Annotated in this window: 21 protein-coding genes; 8 read left to right on the top strand and 13 right to left on the bottom strand. The window is 38.1% G+C overall.

The annotated features are described in order from the left end of the window. Positions 1-56 precede the first annotated feature (56 nt). Both IQ236_RS08895 and IQ236_RS08890 read right to left on the bottom strand, forming a co-directional pair. Complete coding sequence (locus tag IQ236_RS08895) at positions 57-728, bottom strand: response regulator (RefSeq protein WP_193868987.1); 672 nt, start codon at positions 726-728, stop codon at positions 57-59. A gap of 32 nt (positions 729-760) precedes the next feature. Beyond that, positions 761-1,837 carry a sensor histidine kinase gene (locus tag IQ236_RS08890; protein WP_193868934.1) on the bottom strand — a complete coding sequence of 359 codons (1,077 nt, stop codon included), beginning with the start codon at positions 1,835-1,837 and terminating at the stop codon, positions 761-763. A gap of 355 nt (positions 1,838-2,192) precedes the next feature. On the opposite strand from IQ236_RS08890, the gene kdpA reads away from it, so the two are divergent. From kdpA to IQ236_RS08865, 5 genes are read left to right on the top strand one after another with little or no spacing between them, the layout of a single operon-like run. Continuing rightward, positions 2,193-3,875 carry a potassium-transporting ATPase subunit KdpA gene (kdpA, locus tag IQ236_RS08885; protein WP_193868933.1) on the top strand — a complete coding sequence of 561 codons (1,683 nt, stop codon included), beginning with the start codon at positions 2,193-2,195 and terminating at the stop codon, positions 3,873-3,875. Positions 3,876-3,913: 38 nt separating this feature from the next. Next, positions 3,914-5,980, top strand: a complete 2,067-nt coding sequence (kdpB, locus tag IQ236_RS08880) for a potassium-transporting ATPase subunit KdpB (protein ID WP_407676147.1) — start codon at positions 3,914-3,916, stop codon at positions 5,978-5,980. A 42-nt stretch (positions 5,981-6,022) separates the two neighbouring features. Continuing rightward, on the top strand, positions 6,023-6,286 hold the full coding sequence (locus tag IQ236_RS08875; protein WP_193868931.1) for a potassium-transporting ATPase subunit F: 264 nt from the start codon (positions 6,023-6,025) through the stop codon (positions 6,284-6,286). A 48-nt stretch (positions 6,287-6,334) separates the two neighbouring features. After that, entirely contained in the window at positions 6,335-6,913 is a 579-nt protein-coding gene (kdpC, locus tag IQ236_RS08870; RefSeq protein ID WP_193868930.1) for a K(+)-transporting ATPase subunit C, read from the top strand. A 2-nt stretch (positions 6,914-6,915) separates the two neighbouring features. After that, complete coding sequence (locus IQ236_RS08865) at positions 6,916-8,064, top strand: sensor histidine kinase KdpD (protein ID WP_193868929.1); 1,149 nt, start codon at positions 6,916-6,918, stop codon at positions 8,062-8,064. Positions 8,065-8,069: 5 nt separating this feature from the next. Here IQ236_RS08865 and IQ236_RS08860 read toward each other — a convergent pair whose 3' ends face one another. The 3 genes from IQ236_RS08860 to IQ236_RS08850 all read right to left on the bottom strand — a co-directional run bounded on the left by IQ236_RS08860 (position 8,070) and on the right by IQ236_RS08850 (position 12,364). After that, the gene (locus IQ236_RS08860; protein WP_193868928.1) at positions 8,070-9,422 is read right to left on the bottom strand and encodes a Fic family protein; all 1,353 of its coding nucleotides are present in this window, start codon (positions 9,420-9,422) and stop codon (positions 8,070-8,072) included. Positions 9,423-9,477: 55 nt separating this feature from the next. Beyond that, positions 9,478-10,710 carry a glycoside hydrolase family 10 protein gene (locus IQ236_RS08855; RefSeq protein ID WP_193868927.1) on the bottom strand — a complete coding sequence of 411 codons (1,233 nt, stop codon included), beginning with the start codon at positions 10,708-10,710 and terminating at the stop codon, positions 9,478-9,480. A 112-nt stretch (positions 10,711-10,822) separates the two neighbouring features. Then, on the bottom strand, positions 10,823-12,364 hold the full coding sequence (locus IQ236_RS08850; protein WP_193868926.1) for a bifunctional aminoglycoside phosphotransferase/ATP-binding protein: 1,542 nt from the start codon (positions 12,362-12,364) through the stop codon (positions 10,823-10,825). Between the two features lie 176 nt (positions 12,365-12,540). On the opposite strand from IQ236_RS08850, the gene IQ236_RS08845 reads away from it, so the two are divergent. Further along, positions 12,541-13,542, top strand: a complete 1,002-nt coding sequence (locus IQ236_RS08845) for an adenosine kinase (protein WP_193868925.1) — start codon at positions 12,541-12,543, stop codon at positions 13,540-13,542. A gap of 98 nt (positions 13,543-13,640) precedes the next feature. Here the strand turns inward: IQ236_RS08845 and IQ236_RS08840 are convergent, their stop codons facing one another. From IQ236_RS08840 to IQ236_RS08830, 3 genes are all read right to left on the bottom strand, one after another. Further along, entirely contained in the window at positions 13,641-14,228 is a 588-nt protein-coding gene (locus tag IQ236_RS08840) for a 50S ribosomal protein L25/general stress protein Ctc (protein ID WP_193868924.1), read from the bottom strand. Positions 14,229-14,359: 131 nt separating this feature from the next. Then, the gene (locus IQ236_RS08835; RefSeq protein ID WP_228041504.1) at positions 14,360-14,746 is read right to left on the bottom strand and encodes a hypothetical protein; all 387 of its coding nucleotides are present in this window, start codon (positions 14,744-14,746) and stop codon (positions 14,360-14,362) included. Between the two features lie 200 nt (positions 14,747-14,946). Next, the gene (locus IQ236_RS08830; RefSeq protein WP_193868923.1) at positions 14,947-16,287 is read right to left on the bottom strand and encodes an adenylosuccinate synthase; all 1,341 of its coding nucleotides are present in this window, start codon (positions 16,285-16,287) and stop codon (positions 14,947-14,949) included. Positions 16,288-16,737: 450 nt separating this feature from the next. Here IQ236_RS08830 and IQ236_RS08825 point away from each other — a divergent pair, with 450 nt between their 5' ends. Further along, entirely contained in the window at positions 16,738-17,766 is a 1,029-nt protein-coding gene (locus IQ236_RS08825; protein WP_193868922.1) for an adenosine deaminase, read from the top strand. 179 nt (positions 17,767-17,945) lie between these two features. Here IQ236_RS08825 and IQ236_RS08820 read toward each other — a convergent pair whose 3' ends face one another. Next, on the bottom strand, positions 17,946-18,383 hold the full coding sequence (locus tag IQ236_RS08820) for an ATP-binding protein (protein ID WP_193868921.1): 438 nt from the start codon (positions 18,381-18,383) through the stop codon (positions 17,946-17,948). 604 nt (positions 18,384-18,987) lie between these two features. On the opposite strand from IQ236_RS08820, the gene IQ236_RS08815 reads away from it, so the two are divergent. After that, positions 18,988-20,124 carry a PP2C family protein-serine/threonine phosphatase gene (locus tag IQ236_RS08815; RefSeq protein ID WP_072717972.1) on the top strand — a complete coding sequence of 379 codons (1,137 nt, stop codon included), beginning with the start codon at positions 18,988-18,990 and terminating at the stop codon, positions 20,122-20,124. A gap of 87 nt (positions 20,125-20,211) precedes the next feature. Here IQ236_RS08815 and IQ236_RS08810 read toward each other — a convergent pair whose 3' ends face one another. The 4 genes from IQ236_RS08810 to IQ236_RS08795 form a co-directional block, all read right to left on the bottom strand. Next, the gene (locus tag IQ236_RS08810) at positions 20,212-20,532 is read right to left on the bottom strand and encodes an STAS domain-containing protein (protein WP_072717973.1); all 321 of its coding nucleotides are present in this window, start codon (positions 20,530-20,532) and stop codon (positions 20,212-20,214) included. A 166-nt stretch (positions 20,533-20,698) separates the two neighbouring features. After that, on the bottom strand, positions 20,699-21,340 hold the full coding sequence (locus IQ236_RS08805; RefSeq protein WP_193868920.1) for a helix-turn-helix domain-containing protein: 642 nt from the start codon (positions 21,338-21,340) through the stop codon (positions 20,699-20,701). Positions 21,341-21,382: 42 nt separating this feature from the next. Continuing rightward, positions 21,383-21,889, bottom strand: a complete 507-nt coding sequence (dps, locus tag IQ236_RS08800) for a DNA starvation/stationary phase protection protein Dps (protein WP_193868919.1) — start codon at positions 21,887-21,889, stop codon at positions 21,383-21,385. Positions 21,890-21,994: 105 nt separating this feature from the next. Next, entirely contained in the window at positions 21,995-22,255 is a 261-nt protein-coding gene (locus IQ236_RS08795; protein ID WP_190515457.1) for a ParB N-terminal domain-containing protein, read from the bottom strand. Between the last annotated feature and the right edge of the window lie 145 nt (positions 22,256-22,400).

Below are 22,400 nucleotides of genomic sequence, written 5' to 3'. Positions count from 1 at the left end.
AAATAGACTGAATTAAACCTAATAAAACTTGAATTTTATAACCCTTAAATTAGGGGTCATGAAGGTTTAGAAATCAATCCTTTCTGAATCGCTAGAATTGCAGCTTGGGTGCGATCTCGCACTTCTAACTTTTGTAAAATAGCATGAACATGACTTCTAACTGTTCCCAATGTAATATGAAGTAAATTGGCAATTTCTTGATTCGTTTTTCCATCAGCAATTAAGGCTAAAATTTCCTGTTCCCTTTGAGTTAAATCATGATCAGCGATCACTGTATTTTGGGTTTCTCCTGAGCCTGTCGTTTCAAAAAATGTCCGAATTTCTGCTGTTACTGTTTGATCCCACCAAGAAGCTCCAGCAGCAACAGAATGTAAGGCTAAAATTAGTAAATGAGGTTCAATTCCTTTTAAACAATACCCGGATGCACCCGCCTTAATTAATCGTTCAATTAGGCTTTTTTGGGAATGAGAAGTTAAGACTAAAATCGGAATTTCAGGGTGGTTTTGTTTGATTTGACGACAGGCTTCTACGCCTCCAATTCCAGGTAATCCTATATCTAATAATACTACATCTGGTAAATATTGATTTGTCAATTCAACGGCTGTTTCTCCATCGGTAGCTTCGCCAATAATTTTGATATCGGGTTCTTTTTGCAAACGAATATTTAGCCCTAGACGGAATAATTCATCATCTTCTATTAATAAAACTCTTAATAAATTTGATTCCATTTTTTCTAACATTTTTCAAAAAGTTTTAAGTTTTACAGTTGAATTTCTCCCTGAGCTAAAGCCGGAAGACGAAAACAAAACATCGCTCCATTGGGGATTTTATTTTCTACCCAAATTATACCTCCATGGGCTTCAATAATTTGTCGAGTTAAGTATAATCCTAATCCTGAGCCTTGAGCTTGGCGATCGCTATTTCCCTGATAAAATCGCTCAAACAAATTCGGCAATTCTTCGGGGGTTATTCCGAGACCCTGATCCCAAATTTTCACCACTTGAAAATGAGTTTCAGACTCCAATATCACCTCAACCCGACCCCCACGCGGAGAATGATTAATCCCATTAATTAATAAATTACTAAAAACACGCTGAAGTTGCAGTTGATCGCCTTTGACCCACAGAAATCGCCGAAAATTAGAGTCTCGATAACTTAAACTTAAATAAATTCGCCGAGTTGTTGCTAAATCTGTTAAAGTTGCGATCGCTTCTTCTGCAATTTCAACTAAATTAATCGGTTCTAAATTGAGTTTTAATCCCTCCGTATCATTCCGATAAACATCCAATAAAGTTTGAACTAACTGTAAGCTACTTTGGTGAGAACGCAACATCATATCGAGAACTTTTTCTTGAGTCGAATTAATGTCACCAAACTGTCTGTTTTGAAAGGATTTTAGCGTTTCAATTGCCCCTAAAAGCGGTGTTTTTAAATCATGGGTCAAAGTAGACGCAAAATCTTCTCGAACACTGGCTAGTTTATGATGAGCTTGGAGTTGAGCTTGTTGTTGAGCAATTGCTTCTTCATAGCGACGAGTGCGATCGCTTAACCAACCCGTAACAATTAAGGCAAAAACAGCAATTATTCGATTAGCAACTGTTGCTAAATTGATAATTTCAGCACGGGGAAAAACTAAATTGAATAACGTTAATAAACCAGCAGCTACAGTTACTTGTAGGGTAATCATCCGATTTAAACGGGGGTGAGCAAGTAAAATTGGAACCGTATAAAGATAACCAAAAACATAGTCTGCGGGAGTCGTATATTCTAATAAAATTATCACCCCAAAGAATCCTAAAATTAACCAATGAATTTTTAAAGTATATTTTAAAATCATAACTAATTGCTCAATTGATTACTCTTTTTAATCTAGCTTAAAATCACCGTTGAAAGTGAACTATAGCAATCCGAGTAGGATTTGTGAAAAAATTCTGTAGGGGTTTGGAAACCAAACCCTCTTTATGTCTGGGTTTGGAAACCAAACCCCTACGATAAAATATTATATGAAATATATCTCTAGTTATACTCATCTATATCAAGGAGTTTATGAGTCCAGATAGGAGTAGCTACATATCTATTATATTTTTGGCTTATATCATTTTCTAATCGAAATTATACTTTTTGTTAGATTGTTTTTTTGAAAAAAAGTAAAATAATAGGATTAAATTCAAATGTAAATCTCTATCATATTTATGTGGCAAGGATTTTTTCAAATTGCCCTAACATTAGGACTATTAGTGGCGATTGTTCCCATTTTTGGAACCTATATTGCTGATGTTTTCTTAGGGGAAAAGACCCTTCTTGACTCCCTACTTAATCCCTTGGAACGCACGATTTATAACCTGAGTGGGGTTCGTTTTCAACGGGATATGACCGGTTGGCAATATGCTCGTTCTATGCTTTTAATCAACTTAGTTATGGGAGTTTTTGTCTATTTTATTATCAGTTTACAAGGAGTTTTACCTTTAAATCCCATGCAATTAAATGCTCCGCGTTGGGATTTAACCCTACATACAACCATTTCATTTTTAACCAACACTAATCAACAGCATTATTCCGGTGAAAACACCCTTAGTTATGCCACTCAGGTACTCGCCTTGGGATTTTTAATGTTTACTTCGGCTGCGACAGGTTTAGCCGTTTCTATCGCTTTTATTCGAGGATTAACAGGCAGATCATTAGGGAATTTTTATGTTGATTTAACCCGTTCTATTACTCGGATTTTATTACCTCTTTCTTTAATGGGAGCTATCATTTTATTAGCGTTAGGTGTGCCTGAAACCTTAGCAGGGTCACAAATTGTTACCCCCTTAGACGGAGGAACCCAAGCGATCGCACGGGGGCCTATTGCTCATTTTGAAATCATTAAACAATTAGGAGAAAATGGGGGAGGTTTTTTTGGAGCAAATTCAGCCCATCCCTATGAAAATCCCAATGGGTTTTCTAACTTAATTGAAACCTTAGCAATGGTTTGTATTCCTGCTTCTTTGATTTATACCTTTGGAATTTTTATCCAAGACAAAAAACAAGCCTGGTTACTCTTTGGAATGGTATTTTTAATCTATTCCGGCTTCATCCTTATTACCGCTTTTGGAGAATTTCAAGGAAACCCAATTGTTAATAATTCTCTCGGTCAACAAGCACCCAATTTAGAAGGAAAAGAAATCCGGTTGGGTTGGGCAGAAACAGCATTCTGGGCTGTTACTACAACCGGAACAATGTGCGGTGCAGTGAATGGAATGCTGGATTCTTTTATGCCAAATGGGGGGTTTTCTACCTTATTTAATCTGTTTTTACAAATTGTTTGGGGAGGACAAGGAACCGGAACAGTCTACTTATTTATTTTCCTGATTTTAACAGTGTTTTTAACCGGATTAATGGTGGGGAGAACTCCAGAATTTTTAGGGAGAAAAATTGAAAAGCGAGAAATTATTCTCGCCAGTGTCATCTTACTGGTTCATCCCATTGTTATTTTAATTCCGGGTGCGATTACTCTCGCCTATCCTCAACTTTCAGGGATTTCAAACCCTGGATTTCATGGCATTTCTCAAGTGATTTATGAATATGCTTCAGCCGCTGCCAATAATGGCTCAGGATTTGAAGGATTAGGGGATAATACTATCTGGTGGAATCTTAGTACCAGTGTTGTGCTTTTAGCCGGACGTTATATCCCAATTGTGGCGTTATTACTGTTAGCAGAAAGCCTGTTAAATAAACAACCTGTTCCCGAAACTCCGGGCACATTAAAAACCAATTCTCTCCTATTTACCAGTGTGACAACGGGAGTGATTTTGATTTTAGGAGCCTTAACATTCTTACCTGTTTTAGCATTAGGGCCAGTGGCGGAAGCCTTTCAAATTGCTAGTTTCAAATAATCCACCTATTTTCCATCAAATACCCCTTCAATTTTATGATGCAAACTCGCTTAAATAAACGACAACAAAAAAAGCAAAATAAAGTCAATACTAAAGGACTTTATCAACGAGCATTTCGGGATGCTTTTGGCAAACTCGATCCGCGATACATGATTAAAAATCCTGTGATGTTTGTCGTTTGGTTAGGAACAATAATCACAGCCTTATTAGTTCTCGATCCTAACTTATTTGGAACCGTTCAAGGAGAAAATAATCGCTTCTTTAATTTCCTCGTCACAGTGATTTTATTGTTAACCCTTCTGTTTGCAAATTTCGCTGAAGCAGTCGCAGAAGGACGGGGAAAAGCGCAAGCGGATTCCTTACGTTCTACGAAAGCAGAAACCACCGCTCGCAAATTATTACCCGATGGTTCTCTTGCAGAAATTAGTTCCACATCGTTAAAAAAAGGAGATCAAATTAAAGTTATTGCTGGAGATATGATTCCAGTGGATGCGGTCGTAATTGCGGGAGTTGCTTCCGTCGATGAATCTGCAATTACTGGCGAATCTGCCCCGGTTTTAAAAGAACCCGGAAGCGATGTTGCTAGTTCTGTAACCGGAGGAACTCGGATTATTTCTGATGAATTAATCTTGCGGGTGACATCAGAACCGGGAAAAGGATTTTTAGACCGAATGATTGCTTTAGTTGAAGGAGCGGAACGGACCAAAACCCCGAATGAAATTGCCTTAACGGTGTTATTAGCCGTATTAACTGAAGTTTTTTTAATCGTAGTTGCTACAATTTCACCTCTTGCTAATTATGTTCAAACTCCGGTTAGTATTGTAATTTTAATTTCTCTATTAGTGGCGTTAATTCCCACAACAATTGGCGGTTTATTAAGTGCTATTGGAATTGCTGGAATGGATCGAGTCGCTCAATTTAATGTTGTTGCGACATCGGGACGGGCGGTAGAAGCCTGTGGAGATATCAATACTTTAGTTTTGGATAAAACCGGAACCATTACGTTAGGAAATCGACTGGCTGAAGAGTTTATTCCGGTGAATGGTCATAGTCCAAAAGCTGTTGCTGAAGTAGCGCTGGCTGCCAGTATTTTTGATGAGACACCAGAAGGGAAATCGATTGTTCGACTTGCAGAAAAAATGGGGGCGATGGTTAATTTTAATCGAGAATTAGCGGAAGGAATTGAGTTTTCTGCTAGAACTCGGATGAGTGGTACAAACTTACCGAATGAAAGCGAAGTTAGAAAAGGATCTGTTGATGCAATTAAGGGGTTTGTTCGGTCTCGTGGAGGTCAACTAACGGCTGATTTAGATATCGCTTATCAACGTATTTCTCGTTTGGGTGGTACACCTTTAGCCGTTTGTAAAGACAATGAATTGTATGGAATTATTTACCTAAAAGATATTATTAAACCGGGGATTAGAGATCGTTTTGACCAACTGCGACGCATGGGAGTGAGAACTGTAATGTTAACGGGAGATAATCGGATTACGGCTGAAGTTATCGCTCAAGAAGCGGGGGTAGATGACTTTATTGCAGAAGCCACCCCAGAGGATAAAATTGCTGTGATTCAACAGGAACAATCCCAGGGTAAATTAGTAGCCATGACGGGGGATGGTACGAATGATGCTCCGGCTTTAGCTCAAGCAAATGTCGGGTTAGCAATGAATTCTGGAACCCAAGCTGCAAAGGAAGCTGCGAATATGGTAGACTTAGATTCTGACCCGACAAAGTTGATTGATTTAGTTACCATTGGTAAGCAATTATTGATTACTCGCGGAGCGTTAACAACCTTTTCTATTGCGAATGATATTGCTAAGTATTTTGCGATTATTCCAGCAATGTTTTCCTCGGCAGGTATTGGCAGTTTAAATATTATGGGATTAGCCAGTAGTCAATCGGCTATTTTATCCGCCCTAATTTATAATGCTTTAATTATCCCCGCCTTAATTCCTTTAGCCTTAAAAGGAGTTAAATTTCGCCCCGTTAGTGCTAATCAATTACTTCGAGAAAACATTTTAATTTATGGATTAGGAGGAATTATAGCACCCTTTATTGGAATTAAAATGATTGATAGCATAATTGCTATTATTGGTTTAACATAACAATCAACCAGGTTTTTATAGCTAAAATAATAGGAGTAAAAAATGAAAACATTAGATGATTTTAATTCAATATTACCCCGTGAAGTCAAAGAAATAATTTCATTAATCAAAACCAAACGTAACCTTTTACCCCTTTCTTTGTTTTTTTTATTGTCCTCTAATTTAATCTTTGCTCCCCTTATTTATGCAGCAACAGGAGAAGAAATAACTCGCAAAACAGCTTGGGCGATTGGAGTTTTAATTTTAGTAACGATAGCCATTGCTTTCTATTTATTGGCTGTAATTTTACAACCTGAACGGTTTTAAAACTCAATCAAATTCTCGAAAAATGTACTTTCAATTTCAAACTATACTATGTTTAGAGATTTGTTAACCGCCATCCGCACTACCCTAGTTTTATGGGTTTTAACGGCTATTTTATACCCGGTTTTGATTCTAATAATCGGTCAATCAATTTTCCCCTTTCAAGCCAATGGAAGTTTGATCAAAAATCCTCAAGGAGAGATTGTGGGTTCGGCTTTAATCGGTCAAAATTTTACCTCCAATCGTTATTTTCTATCCCGTCCAAGTAGCGTTGATTATAGTCCAGTTAAAGATGGTTTAGCAACGGGAATTTCAGGAGGAAGTAATTTAGCACCCAGTAATCCAGATTTGTTAAAAAAAGTAACAGAACGAATTGATCAACTCCAATCTAATAATATTATTCCAACGGCGGATTTAGTTTATTCATCGGGTTCAGGGTTAGATCCTCATATTAGTATTCAAGCCGCAAACGCCCAAATTCAACGAGTCGCTAAGGCGCGTTCTTTGAATCCTAATCAAGTAGAAACTCTGGTTTATAACAATACTGAACATCGATTTTTAGGAATTTTTGGAGAACCAGGAGTTAATGTACTAAAACTAAATTTAGATTTAGATAACCTATCCAATTAACTATGATTGATAGCAGCGAAATTGAAACTCAAAAAAATGACCCTGAATCTTATTATCAAACATCCTCTCGAAATCGAGGAAAACATAAAATTTTTATTGGGATGTCTCCTGGGGTCGGTAAAACCTATCGAATGTTAGAAGAAGGACATCAATTAAAAGCAGAAGGAATTGATGTTGTAATTGGGTTATTAGAAACCCATGGACGGGAAGAAACCGCAGAAAAAGCGATCGGTTTAGAAATGATTTCTAAAAAATCTGTTTTTCATCAAGGGATAACGTTATGGGAAATGGATACCGATGGGATTTTATCTCGTCAACCTCAATTAGTTTTAGTGGATGAATTAGCCCATACAAATGTTCCGGGTTCTATTCACGAAAAACGTTATCAAGATGTAGAAATTCTTCTTAATCATGGAATTGATGTCTATTCAACCGTGAATATTCAACACTTAGAAAGTTTGAATGATTTAGTCGCAAAAATTACAGGAGTTATTGTTCGAGAACGCATTCCCGACCGTCTTTTGGATGAAGCGACACAGGTTGTGGTGATTGATGTTACCCCAGAAACGTTACAAGAACGGTTAAGAGAGGGTAAAATATATGCACCTGAAAAAATTGAACAAGCGTTACAAAATTTCTTTCAACGTCGTCATTTAGTGGCATTGCGAGAGTTGGCTTTACGCGAAGTTGCTGATAATATTGAAGCCGCAGCAGAAACGACTGAAAAAGCTTTATTTTGTAATGTTCATGAGCGAGTTTTAGTTTGTATTTCTACTTATCAAAATTCCCCCCAACTGTTAAGGCGAGGATTACGTTTAGCGAATGTAATGAAAGCGCGTTTATATGGGCTATATGTGGAAAATCCAGAACGTTTTTTAACTAAAGAAGAAAGTTTACTATTAGAAACTTGTCAAGATTTAATTCAAGAGTTTGGGGGAGAGTTTCTTAGGGTGAAAAGTTATAATGTCTCGGAAGCGATCGCTCAAGTTGCTGAACAATATCATATCACTCAAGTTGTTCTCGGACATACGCGCAAATCTCGCTGGGAATTGTTTTGGAAAGGATCACCTGTTCAGCAATTATTAAAATATCTCAAAGGAGTTGATATTCATATTATTGATGCTGAGAAAATATTGAATTCCTCCTCTTAATTAGATTAGAGTTTCAATCTGGCTTGTAAGTTAGCTGGAGCTAGATAGAGAACTGTTTTCTGATTTTTAGATTTAGCGGCTATTAATAAATCTTTATCCACTAATTTATTGAGATAACTTCTAGCAGTATTTTCGGTGATCCCAAAATCGATGGCGACTTGTTTTGAAGTAAATTCTTTACCAGGTGTTCTGAATGCTTCTTTTAGGATTTCTAAATGACCTCTGCGTAAAGTTCTTGCAATAGGACTTTTATCAATCCAATCCATAAATTCATAAAAATCTTGTTTTTTTCTGCTCATATACTCATACAATGATTTCACTGCTTTTTCTAGGGTACTAATCTGATTATAGAGAAAATAGGTGAGATCAAAATCATCAGTTTCAGTGTAAATAAAAGCTTGATCATAATCTCCACGTTTTTCTTGTATGAGTTTGCTAATCGAAACATATTGAAATAGCCAATAACCCGACCGCAGAATACTCCAATAGAAAATAGCTCTTGCAGTTCTACCATTACCATCCCCAAAAGGATGGATATATCCCATCATAAAATGTAAGATAATAGCCTTGATGATGGGATGAATAAAATTACTATAATCATTGGGAGCGGGATCATAATTTGCAAAATCACACAAATTTGTTAGTCTAGCTTCGAGGGTTTTCCAGTCAGGGGGATAAAAAGTATTCTCATTGTATAAATTAGAAACAAAAATATTATTGTTTTTTCTGATTTCCCCTGGTGTTGCTTGATTTTCTATGGCTTCTTCTGTTGCAATTCTATGGAGTTCTAATATTAATTCTAGGGATAATTCCTCATCCTTTTTTTCAACCGCTTTTTTCATCAATAAATAATTATTGAGGATCATCTGTTGAGATTTATCTTTAGGGGTAAGATTTTTTTCCAGCATTTCCTTTGCAACTTCACGAGTTGTTGAAGCTCCTTCAAGTTGAGAGGAAGTAATCGCTTCCTCTTGCATTAAACTTTTGACGAGATAAGGATTTTTGGGAGGAGAAGATCCGAGAATACTATTACTATTCTCTCGACTTCCCCCGGTCATTGTATCAATCCCATAGAGTTGAGCAAACAGTGAGTCTGGTACACAATAACTAAAGCAGCGATCACCTTCAGCTTTTAATAATGGTAAGTTCTTAGTGATTGCTTTCCGTGCAATTTTAGTCGCTATCCATGCAGCTAATTCGTTGTCACCTGGCTTGACTCTCCATTTAAAATCATTCCAATGAAAATACCTTCCTTTGGAATCTGTTGCTCCATATTTTCCAAGTAACGGTAGAAATTTTTCGGGTTCAACTTCTTGCAATAGCAAAATGAGAGGTTTAGGAACTCTAATTCTTGCCATAGAGAGTATTTTTCACTCAATTCTATTCTTTTAGTTTATCTTATTTTAGTCAAATTTATGAATCAGAAAATAAAGTTTTAAAGCTTTTCCGACGATATCGGGGAGAATCTGGGGTAAAATAACTCCAGAGGGTTTCCCAATAGAAAAACGAGACTCCATCAAAACCGCGATCGCGCACGACTTTCATTTGTTTTTCAATTTGCTCCATTGGGACAGGATGGCGTAATGTTCCACTTAATAATCCAATAATTACCGGAACTTTTCGCCGTGCTATTTGTACAGATTCATGATCTAATTCTGAAATAAATTTTACCATACTATCTCGATAAACTTGCAAAACAATGTCATCGACTAATCCTTGATTGACCCAGGTTAACCAATCTTGTAAATACATTTCATAAGTATATTCGTAAGGGTTTGGAGATAAAGAAATTATACAATCAGGTTTAACTTTTTTAACACTTTTGACAATTCTTTGAACTAACTCAGTAATTTTGTTCGCTCTCCAATTCCGCCACTCTTGATTGTAAGGATTGTTAGGAGGTAATTGATTATTATGTTCTTGTTGATAAAGTTGAATTGTATACTCATCATAACCAAATTCAACAGGAAGACCAAAATGATCATCGAGTTGAATTCCATCAATATTATATTTCATTACAACTTCTAAAATTAAATCTTCAATAAATTGTTGAACTTCAGGATGTAACGGATTTAACCAAACATTTTTAATGGTCATCCATTCTAAAATTTGATTAACAATCCAGTTTTTAATCTTGGTTTGATAGGAAACATCCTCCGAATTCCTAAAATGATTTAAGGCTTTTTCTCCTTTTTGAGTTTGAGCAAGCCAGTCAGGATGACGTTGAACAATAGCCGAGTTTTTCGGAGCCATAAATCCATATTCAAACCAAGGAATGACTTTCAATCCGTTTCGATGTCCTTCTGTAACAATTTTAGATAAAATATCTCCTCCTAATTGGGTTAAATTTAATAAGGAATCTTGTGAACGACCGATGACTCGTCTGGCGACTGCGCTTTTATAAAATGTAACTCCTCGGTTCCAAACAACGGGATAAATGGTATTAAATTTGAGGTCTGATAATTGATGTAAAGCACGATTCATTCCCCAAGGAAAAAATAAGACTCCACTGCTGACATTGGTTAACCAAACGCCTCTAATTTCATTGGGTATAATTAAAATAGGTTGGGACGGTGTGGGCGGAATTAAAAGAGCGATCGCTAGAATCAACGATAAAATTAAGATGATTTTCTTTCTGGATTTCATTATTATAAAGAAGGAAACACAAAGACACAAAGACACGAAGAAAGAGAGAAGGATAGAGGGTAAGTAAGAAACTATAATTTTAGTATCTTCGCACCGGAAACCCTAGATAATTTTAATATAATTTTTTCCATTGATGATCAATATTTTGGGTGGTATCAATGGTTGTTAGATAGCTTTTTTCATCATCCGTAAAGGGTTGAGCTTTTGCTTGTTGAGAGGTTAATAAATCTACCGTTGCGTCAGCAATATCTCCCTGACGGTGTTGTAAACGATCTTGTAAAATATCCATTGGTGCTGTACATTCAACAATTTGTAAGGGTAATTGATGGGTATTACAGGTTTCTATCACTTCTCCCCGTCGTTCTTGTTGGTCATATTTGGCATCTAAAATCACCCAAAATCCTTGTTTTGCTAATAATAATCCTAACTCTAATAATCGTTTATAGGTTTTTTCTGTCATTTCTGGGGTATAGATTTCTTCTTCTCCTTTTTCATATAGAGGAACATTTGCTAAATGTTTTCGCACCGCATCAGAACGAATATGAATCGCATTTAATCGTTTTGATAATTTGCGGGCGGTTGTGCTTTTTCCTGACCCCGATAACCCCGACATCATCACGATTCCTCCTGAAGATCTGCGAGTATATTGCCATGCTAATTTATAATATTGAGTGGCTTCTTGTTGGGCTGTTTCTTTCTGTTCTTCAGCAACGGCTGAATCATCTAAAATTAATGAATTAACTTTGGCTCTAACATAAGCTTGACGAGTTAAATAAAAAGGTAATAATTGTAATCCTTCCCAGTCTCCGGTTTGTTCAATATAAGTATTTAAAAATCGATTCCCTAAATCCGCCCGTCCTCGTCCTTCTAAATCCATGACCACAAAAGCCACATCATAAATCACATCTACAAACCGAAATTCTTGATTAAATTCAATCCGGTCAAATAGTAATATTTTATCATGATAAATACAAATATTTTTTAAATGCAAGTCTCCATGACATTCTCGAATCCATCGATTTTCAATCCGACTTTTAAAAATAGCGTCATGGGTTTCAAAACAGCTATCTGTGTATTGTTTGGTTTGTTCATATTGTTCTTGGGTTTGACAAGAACCAATATATTTTTGTGTTTTTTGATAATTTCCATCAATGGAATGACGAATTTGAGCCATTTCCCCAAATTTAAGAATCTCATCATTTGTTGGACAATTTTGATGGAATTCAGCAACAACTTTTCCTAACTCTTCCATCTCTTTTGTTGTTAATTTATCCTGTGCAAATAAATTAATCAATAAATCTTCTTCAGGAAACTGACGCATTTTTAAAGCATATTCAACAGCAGGGTTTTGATTATCCCCAAATTGAAAGCGATCGCCGATTTCTATAATCGGTAAAACCTCTAAATACAATTCTGGTGCTTGTTGCTGATTCATTTGTAATTCTTGTTCACAAAAATAGTGCCGTTTCTCTAAAGTTGAATAATCTAAAAACCCAAAATCGACTATTTTTTTAAGTTTATACACATACTCACCCGTTAACAGAATAAACGATATATGAGTTTGTAAGAGTTCAATGGGTTCTTGTACCGGATGGGGATAAAAATCCGGTTCTAACATTTGTTGAATCAATCGAGGAAGTGCAGAGTCAGTCATATCCATACCAGAAAGATAAAAATGAATTCAATCAACCTGAGAATAAGTCATGGGTTTAGGGTTATTTTTATTATCTCTTGAGAAAAAGCCAATTCCAATGTCTTGAAAATAAAAGTAACAAAAGATTTGATATGATCAACACTTGAATTGTTCAAGCCGTTTTATAGAAAAAGTCAATGACAGAACCCAAACCCTTTAATGTCTTTGGTGTTGGAAATGCCCTCCTTGATATTTTGGCATTAGTTGAAGATAATTTTATTCAAACCCATGACCTCAACCGAGGATCAATGACCCTGATGGATACGCTCAAACAGGGGAAATTGTTACAACAATTGGAAACCCATCCTTTAGAATTACGTTGTGGGGGTTCCGCCGCTAATACGATGATGGCGATCGCTCAAAGTGGCGGGACGGGAATTTATTCGGGTAAAGTCAGCGCCGATACCAATGGCGAATTTTATCAACAGGATATGGTCGCGGCTGGAATTCAATTTGAAATCGAACCTGCTGATAGTACCCAAGGGCCAACGGGAACCTGTTTAGTCTTAACAACCCCCGACGCAGAGCGAACAATGTGTACCAATTTGGGGGTTTCTACAACTTTATCGGTTACGGATATCAATGTTGATCATTTGAGTCAGTGTCAATACAGTTATATTGAAGGGTATTTGTGGGATGCAGCCCAACCCCGAAAAGCTAGTATTGAAACAATGGAACAGTCGAAACGCCTGGGGGTAAAAGTGGCGTTTACCTTCTCGGATATGTTCTTAGTTGAACGATTTGGAGATGATTTCCGTAGCGTTTTAACAGAGTATTGTGATGTTTTATTTTGCAATGCAGATGAAGTGCGTCACTTCTGTGGAACTGAAGATTTAGAAGTTTGCGCTCGTCAGTTAGGAGAAAAAGTTAATTTAGTTTTTATTACCAATAGTAATAAAGGCTGTTTAGTGGTTGAAAACCAAAGTTTAATTCCTGTTCCAGGGTTTCCGGTTAAACCTGTTGATACCGTTGGGGCGGGAGACGCTTTTGCAGGTGGAGTATTATATGGACTCACTAACAATTTAACCACCCCACAAGCCGCCCGTTGGGGAAATTATCTCGGTTCTCAAATCGTTCAAATTCATGGCCCCCGTTTAAGCGAATCTCAACAAGATAAATTAGCAACAATTATTAATTAGGTTGCGGAGTGCGGAGTGCGAAGAAGGAGTCAGAAGTCAGAAGTTAACGATTTCTCCTTTTCTCCTCCTCTCTTCTGCTCCCCCAGTTCACAATATTCTTAACCTTCGACGCTGCTTTGTTCCTCACCCCGTTCAGGATGAATAATACTAACAACGACTTGTTCTCCATCCCCTGTAGCTGTGACACCCGCAGGTAAGTTAAGTTCTCTAATGTGTAGTGCTTGACCTTGATGTAAACTCGTGACATCCACATCAATGCGATCAGGAATGCTTCCCGGTTCACACTCAACTTCTAATTCAGAGAGGACAACATCTAACAGACCACCTTCGAGTTTCACCCCAGCGGCTTCACCCACGAAATGCAGAGGAATAGAAACCGTTAAACTATCTTGTTGAGCAACGGAGAAGAAGCTCAGGTGATAGGGAAATCCTTTCCAAGGATGTTTTTGTACTTCTCTCAGCAGGGTTTTGCCACTCCAAGACAGTTCAGGAACGTTCAGTTGAATTAAAGTATGATTCACAACGTTCCGTTTCATTAGAGTTTCTGCGACTTTCGCTGAAATGGTAATGTTAATAGATTCGGCTCCTTGATGACCATACAGCACCGCCGGAACTAATCCTTGACGACGCAAAGCATTGGGTTTAGAGCCTTCTGGGCGTTTTTGACCTTCAATTGTAATTTCCATGACGTTGATTGCGCTTAGGGTTAAACACTTAAAATTTTTTAGCCAAACTCTGATTATACCAAAATCATGACGTTGTAGCTAAGATCAGGGATCTGGACTGAATCAATAATTTTGAGGGTTAATACAGTTTGCTAAAGTGCTCCTTCATCCACATCAGAAAAGATATAGTTGTAAAATTCGGTTCCAGTCACAACATTAATGACAACAACACGGTTTGTATCCCGATCATACATCACGCGAACCTGTCTATCTTCACCCATAAATTTATTACCCGAAGTTCGCTTTAGATAGCCGCGAAAGCGAAACTCTCCCTCGGTAATTTCCATCATAATCTTATTATTATTAACTTCCGTTATATTGGTAACGGGAGTGGGAGACTGTGCAACAATATTAGATAATTGCTCAATCGTTTCTGCTTTTACAGGGACAACAACTACAGCATTTCCCCAAACGATCATACCCGCCATACTGAGAGTAACAGCAATCGCTCGTCTTTTGCTTTGGGATTTGGTATTCATAACAATCCTTTATTCCTATTTATTCCTATTTTTGATGTTCTGAGGTACTTAAGAGTGGAGATTCTTCGTTGACATCCTCCTAGCATATCAACGCAATCTCCACTAGATTTACTAAAATATTTAACGTAGCATGGGTTGGTATCCCAAGCTACGTTTTAAAGGAAAAAAATATTGCAACGAAAACACAAGATACAACACTTCTAACCGCCAACGGTTACAGGTTGTCCGTCTGCATCTAATAACGCTCGTTTTGGCCCGTGAATCGGATCTTCAACAATAATCGTTTGATCTCGACTGGCTCCTAATGAAACAATGGCGATCGGAACTTTCATTAATTCTGCTAAAAATTTCAAATAGCTTAAAGCTTCTTTGGGTAAATCTTCTAACTTGCGACAATTAGCTGTTGATTCTTTCCAACCGGGAACCGTTTCATAAATCGGTTGACAGCGAGCAAAGGTTCGCGCACTACTGGGGAAATGTTCGCACCGTTCCCCATCAATATCATAGGCAACGCAAACTTTAATTTCCTCTAAACCATCTAAAACATCTAATTTGGTAATCGCTAAACAATCTAAACCGTTAATTCTAACAGCATAACGACCAATCACCGCATCAAACCAACCGCAACGCCGTTGACGTCCCGTTGTCGTTCCAAATTCAGCCCCGCGATCGCACAAGACTTGGCCAATCCCATCCACCATTTCCGTCGGGAATGGCCCTTCACCCACACGGGTTGTATAAGCTTTCGCCACCCCAATTACCCGGTCAATCATCGTCGGGCCAACTCCAGCCCCCACACAAGCACCGCCAGCAACGGGGTTAGAGGAGGTCACATAGGGATAGGTGCCATGATCTAAATCTAATAGGGTTCCTTGTGCCCCTTCAAATAAAATATTCCGTCGAGCTTGTACTGCTGCGTCGATTTTCAGTGAAGCATCAACCACATGGGGACGCAACCGTTCTGCATATTCCAAATATTCCTTAATCACCGCTTCCGGGTCGAGAGGAGGATGATTATAAAGCTTTTCGAGGATAACGTTTTTATTGTTAATCGTCCAGCGCAACTGATCGGGTAAAGTCTCGGTTTCCATCAAATCAATGATGCGAATTCCCGTGCGTTCAGACTTATCGGCGTAAGTCGGGCCAATTCCCCGTTTCGTTGTCCCAATCTTTTGATCTCCCCGTTGTTCTTCCGATGCTTGATCCAAGAGGCGATGGTAAGGCATCGTTACATGAGCCGTCTGGGAAATCATTAAGTTTTGGGTGGAAATCTTCAGGGATTCGAGTTGATCCAGTTCTTCGATTAAAATTTTGGGATCAATTACGGTTCCTGAACCGATAATGCACTCGGTATCGGGATATAAAATGCCTGAAGGAATCAGGTGCAGTTTAAAGGTTTGATTGTCAACTACAACTGTATGACCTGCATTAACGCCACCTTGGTAGCGGACGACCACATCGGCTGAACCACTCAGCAGATCGGTGATTTTGCCTTTTCCTTCATCGCCCCACTGGGCACCGATAACAACTACGTTAGCCAAGAGAGTTTTCACTCCGACAGTTTACACAAATCTTAATTATCTGTTATTAAGGGAACTCTGTCAAATTAAGTTTTGTTAACGGTTTTGTCACCCTTGATCCTAATGCCTTCACTGACCGCCCTAGAATAGAGACGTTACGTTGAGTTATCTCTATTTGCGATCGCGACAACCCCCAGATTTCAGTTTCTCAGCAAAAACAGATTAAAAGAAGTAACGAAAATCAAGTCTATCTTCAATTTTTATCCAAAACTCTATTATAGCAAAAAAATTATTTTTTAGCTTAAAACTCTAAAATAAGAATCTTCATAGAAACGCAGGTTTTAACCCCATGTTTTTTGAGGGTTGTGCTATCGTTAATGGTTAATATCAGGATCAGTTTATCAAGTGAGTCAATAAACCTTGAAACGGATCAGTGATAGTGATTGTTTTAACCTTTATTTAAGAGTTACTATGCCGTTACACGCTGAGTTACATCGCCATTTAGGGGGTTCTGTTGTACCGCGTATTCTGTGGCGGTATTTTGAACGTCATAACCCTCAGTTAACCCAAGGGTTTGTCGAATATGAGCGGTTTGAGGATTTTTATACCAAACCTCGCAATACCTTAGATGAATATTTAGAACTGCATACAATGGTTGAAAGTGTGCAGACCGTTGAAACCTTGCCTTATTTTATTTATCGGTTGATGCGGGGTGCTTATACTTTTGAAAATTTAGCGTATTTAGAATTGCGCTATACCCCTTATTTACGAACTCCCGAACATCTCAGCCAGTCCCAACGAATTGATTGTATGGCTGAAATTGTAGAAGTGGTAGGAAAAGCCAGTCAAAGTAGTGATACTCCCATTATTACCAGCCAAATTTTATGTATGCACTCCCGACTTCCTGTTGAAGTTAACCGGGCAATTATTGATTTAGCTGCACAAATGCCTCAATATGTTTGTGCGGTTGATATTGCTGGAGGCGATAATCATTATGCTGAACGGTTGGATGAGTTTATTGACTTATACCAATATGCCTTATCCTTGGGATTAAAAACCACCGGACATTTATATGAAACCCCAGATGGTTGTTATCCCGAATTGTTACCCTATTTAATGCGAATTGGTCATGGCATTCAAATTCCGTTATTACATCCTGAATTATTACCGGAATTAGCTCAACGAAACCAGTGTTTAGAAGTTTGTCCCACGACCTATATTAAAACAGGTACTCTCAAGGATATTCAGCAACTAAAAATTGTTTTTGAACGTTGTTTTGATGCTGGAGTTGATATTGCCATTTGTACCGATAACGCCGGGTTACATAACGTGCGTTTACCCTTTGAATACGAGAATTTATTAACCCTTGATATTCTAGGGTTTGAAGAATTACAAGCTTGTCAACAAGCCGCCTTTCGTCATGCCTTTGCATGGCCCCATGAAAACCCCCCCGCACAAATTCTTAATGGTTTATTAAAACCTGAACCTGCAATGGTTTAAACAATGGGAAACAGTGAGCAGTTGATTTAGTCTCCTGTCTCCTGTCTCCTAACTTTTTAATAATTCCGGTTTTTTTGCTTTTTCTAATAGCGGTTTTAAACCCTGAGCAACTCGTTCCCCTCCCACTAATAGGAAAGTTGATTTTGACTAATTCGATTATTTTCAATCAAGTCTCTAGCTTAAAAATTCTTAATAATTAATAAACAGTTCCGTCCATCTTCACCCTGTTCATAACTTAAATAATCGGCAATATCGTACATTAATTTCAAACCTCTTCCCCCTCCCTTTATCTCCGTATTCCTTGAGGGATCATTCATCTCCTTGAGAATGCGTTTGATTTTATTGAGTAAATCAAAAGGTTCGCCAAAATCCCAAATCCGAATTTCAATTTGTTGTTCTAAAACAGTCACTTCTAAATCAATATATAGATCCTCAGAACGTCCTTTATGAGCATGACGAACTGCATTAGTAAATCCCTCTGCTAAAGCTAACTGACAGCGTATCCAAACAGATTGAGGAATAAAGGACTGATACAGTTGCTCAAACCATGACAAGACTTTAGCTAGGAACACTAAACTAGACGGAACTTGAAGTTGAGTCGTTTGGGGAAGTGGCAATGGTTTTGAATCCTCTTATTCAATCACAATTAAGTTTGACTGATTTCCTAAATCCTGAACAGCATTAGGGATTTAGAATCTTGACAAGTTGGCTGACTTCATCATGATACAACAAAAGTTAGGATAGGAGGGAGGCTTATTTAACCTCTGAGGTCGCTTGTTCGTCACAGCGTTTTACCCCCCTTGAATAAGTTATTGCCTTTGGCGTCCTCTAATAGTTTACTGCATTTTTGAGTGGTTTTCTAGTCTTCCTGAACCGTGATTGTGCTAGATCAAGTAAAATATTAGAGATGGGATAACACAACTTGTGAAGTTTCAGAAAAATCAACCCCTCAAGGAGTGAAAACACACTCCTTTGAAATGAGGCTGAAAGCGCATAGATCAGCGCTAATATGACATAAAATTACTGCTTTAACATGAAAAGGAATTAATTGTAACTTTTATGGGATGAACTTTATGAATCTTAAATATTAACTGAACAAAACCTTGAAGTCCGTCAATTTCAAGTTCAGGCAATCCTCTAATTAGACTATACTCAAAGACAGCAAAGTCTTAACTTGGCCTTGATTACCCTCATCTGGTGTACCAACGTACCTCAACGCTCATGTTTAAAATTCTGGTTATCGATGATGATGTTGCCATTTTAGAACTTCTCAAAAGAACGCTGAAAAAACAGGGTTATGATGTTAGTGTGGCAAATAATGGTGAAGAAGGCATAGAACAGGCTAAACAGCTACGTCCAGCACTGATTATTTGTGATTGGATTATGCCCAAGTTAACGGGGATTGAGGTCTGTCGTCAAGTTAAAGCGACTTCAGAGTTATCAACAACACAATTTTTCTTATTAACGTCCCTCGGTTCAGTTTCAGATCGAGTCACGGGCTTAGATGCAGGAGCCGATGATTTTATTTCTAAACCCATTGAAATGAATGAACTCTATGCTAGAGTTCGGGCAGGATTAAGATTACATCAACTCAGCCAAGATTTACAAACCCAAAAACAACGCATTGAAGCTGAATTAGCAGAAGCCGCAGAATATGTGCGATCGCTCCTTCCTGAACCTTTAACTGAACCTGTAAAAATTGATACTAAATTTATTCCCTCTCGTCAATTAGGTGGCGATTCTTTTGACTATTATTGGTTAGATTCTGATCATTTATCGATTTATTTATTAGATACATCAGGACATGGCTTAAGAGCGGCTCTTCCCTCCGTTTCTGTTCTTAATTTACTGCGTTCTAGGGCTATTCCTAATATTGATTATTATCAACCCAGTAACGTTTTAAAAGCCTTAAATACCACCTTTCAGATGACCTATCAAAATGATAAATATTTTACAATTTGGTATGGGGTTTATGAGCTTTCAACTCGACAATTATTATATTCTAGTGCGGGTCATCCTCCTGCTATTTTATTAACAGGGAAAAATAAAAAAGATATTAAAATTGAACGCTTAAAAACACGAGGAATGCCTGTCGGAATGTTTTTAGAAGCAGAATATATGGATGCAACCCACAAGATAGAAGAATTTAGTAATCTTTATATTTTCAGTGATGGAGTTTATGAAATCAATCAACCTGATAATACAATGTTAGGCTTAGAAGGGCTAATTTCAATTTTAGTAGAATACAATGATTTACAAACAGATACTTTAGAAGAAGTTTTAAATACCGTTAAAAAAATTAATGCAAATAACCCCTTTGATGATGATTTTTCTTTGCTAAAAGTTACTTTTACTTAATCGGGTGAAATGGGGAAACACAAATCTGTTGAAATCCAGATTAAATTCCCCGTTTTCACCCTATCTTAGCTCCTGAATCACCAAAGATTAGCTTTTCAAAGATTCCAAAAATTTATCTTCGTTTTCAAAAATCTCAAATACCCGATCCATACTGGTGAGTTCAAATAAAATCCTAATTTGTTCATTGATAGAACAAACAAATAATTTACTCCCAGCCGCTCTAACCGTTTTCAGAGCTAAGACTAATGCACCCAAACCCGAACTATCCATAAATGTGACATCTTGGAAGTCAATTAATATTATTTTGGCTCCCTTCTCAACTAAAGCAGCAATATCTTGACGAAATGGACTAGCTTTAGTACCATCTAAAATCCCGTGAGGTTTAAGAATTTTAACATCAGAACTCATAGTGTTTTAGGGATGAAACCCTCCATAAGACTCGCCCGACTCAGTTAGTATAGCTTTGAGATGGACTCATAGCCAAATACATCCAGTTAACCTGGGGAACAGGAAATTTAATCAGTACCCTGTCTGTTTCCGGGCTGCATTGATGATCCCGCAACCGTAAAGTTAATCAACCTTTCACCGGACTGACTTTAGCCCGATAAAGGAGTTTATTCCCTTCTCGATATCCCGTATATCGCACAATCACTTGCTCTCCGGGTTGAGCCGTTCCCTCCAGGAGTTGATGTAGATGCGGATCATAGGGAACTTGTGTGCCGACAGGTGAGATCGCGTCTACTCCCCATTGTCTCATAAGCTGTTCTACTGGACGCACAAAAGGTAATAATTTTACCGCCGGAAGTTGGGGGTTTTCTTGAACTCGATACACCACCGTTGGCCATTGCAATAACCACGACTCCAAAACGTGCAGACTTTCCCGTTTCCATTCTTCTAACAATGCAGAACGTTGTTGCTCCATCTGCGTTTGTAAGCGTTGATATTCTGATTCTAAATCTCCCCGAATTGGAGTTTCAGAAGGAACAGAACCTGGAGCAAATACGGCTAATAATTCGCTCAGAGAAATCTTTAAACCTTGACTAATTTTCAACAAAATACTAACCGGGGTTTGTAGCGCGAGTCCCCGTCGCAGTCGAATAATCTGCAACGGGGAAACCCCAGCAATTTGGCTTAATTCTTCCAGGCTAGAAATCCCCGCCCGTTGCATGAGTTCCTGTAACTGGGGGCTATAGTCCGGTAACGCAGATTCACTCATTTTGATTTTTAGTTCACGAGTTACACTGCCATTGATGGCCCTTTAGTTGCCTTGCAAATGAGCTTCTAAGAACCACAACCGCTTATCAATGGCGCGGGAAATTTCAGTGTACAAATCTGCTGTATCCGCATCGCCTAATGCACCTGTTTGATCAATGGCTTCTCGAACCATTTTCGCATACGGAGCATAGCGATCGGCTAAAGCCACCACATAATCTTTATCATTAGCCAAATCTAGGGGAAATTCTGGGATAATTGTGTCTGCAATTGCCATCCGAGCCGTTCCCATTGCTGTCCCACCTAACACAGTTGCTCGTTCGGCAATTAGATCAATATATTCTTCTAATTCGGTCGCCATTTCATCAAACAGTAGGTGCAGTTGATAAAAATTAATCCCTTTGACATTCCAATGAGCCTGTTTAACCTGAGTTTTTAAATCTAATGTTGTCGCCAAACTGTGGTTTAGAATCTCAATCACTCCGGCGCGGGTTGTTTCGGGTAAATCAATTCGAGTCGGATAAAGACGTTGTTTTGAGTGAGTTGCTACCATGATTGAAAATACTCCTTGATCAGTTTTATAGAATGAATCAAAACTTTACAAATATAGAAGAGATTGATCACAGTGTATCGAATTTCAAACCCTTCTAAATCTATCTCAAGCTAGATGCTTTTGCAGGACAGAACGCGGTGCTTTTCGGACATGACAGCGAATGGTTTCTAACCCTAATTTTGTACAAGCTTCATAGCGATGACATCCTGAAAAGCCATAATAGTCCCCGTCCACTTCTAAAACCTCAATCGGTTCCTGTAAGCCAATCTCTCGAATGGATTTCATTAAGGCTTCAACTTTAGTGGGGTCTGTTCCACGAGGCAGAGGACGACGAATCTGCTTGAGAGGAATCTCTTTAACCTGCATTCAGTTACTCCTCCTTTTCCTTGTCTTTCTATATCATACTCATAATGACTTCAAGTTGCAACCTTTTCTGGGAAAAACTTAGAAATCCGATTTCCGGCATTCACACAGACGAGGAAGAAAAGGGGACAAGGGGACAAGGGGATGG

This window comes from Planktothrix mougeotii LEGE 06226 (assembly GCF_015207485.1).
Classification (GTDB): domain Bacteria; phylum Cyanobacteriota; class Cyanobacteriia; order Cyanobacteriales; family Microcoleaceae; genus Planktothrix.
The sequence above is the reverse complement of the archived record's forward strand: the minus strand, read 5'-3'. Positions and strand labels throughout refer to the sequence as shown.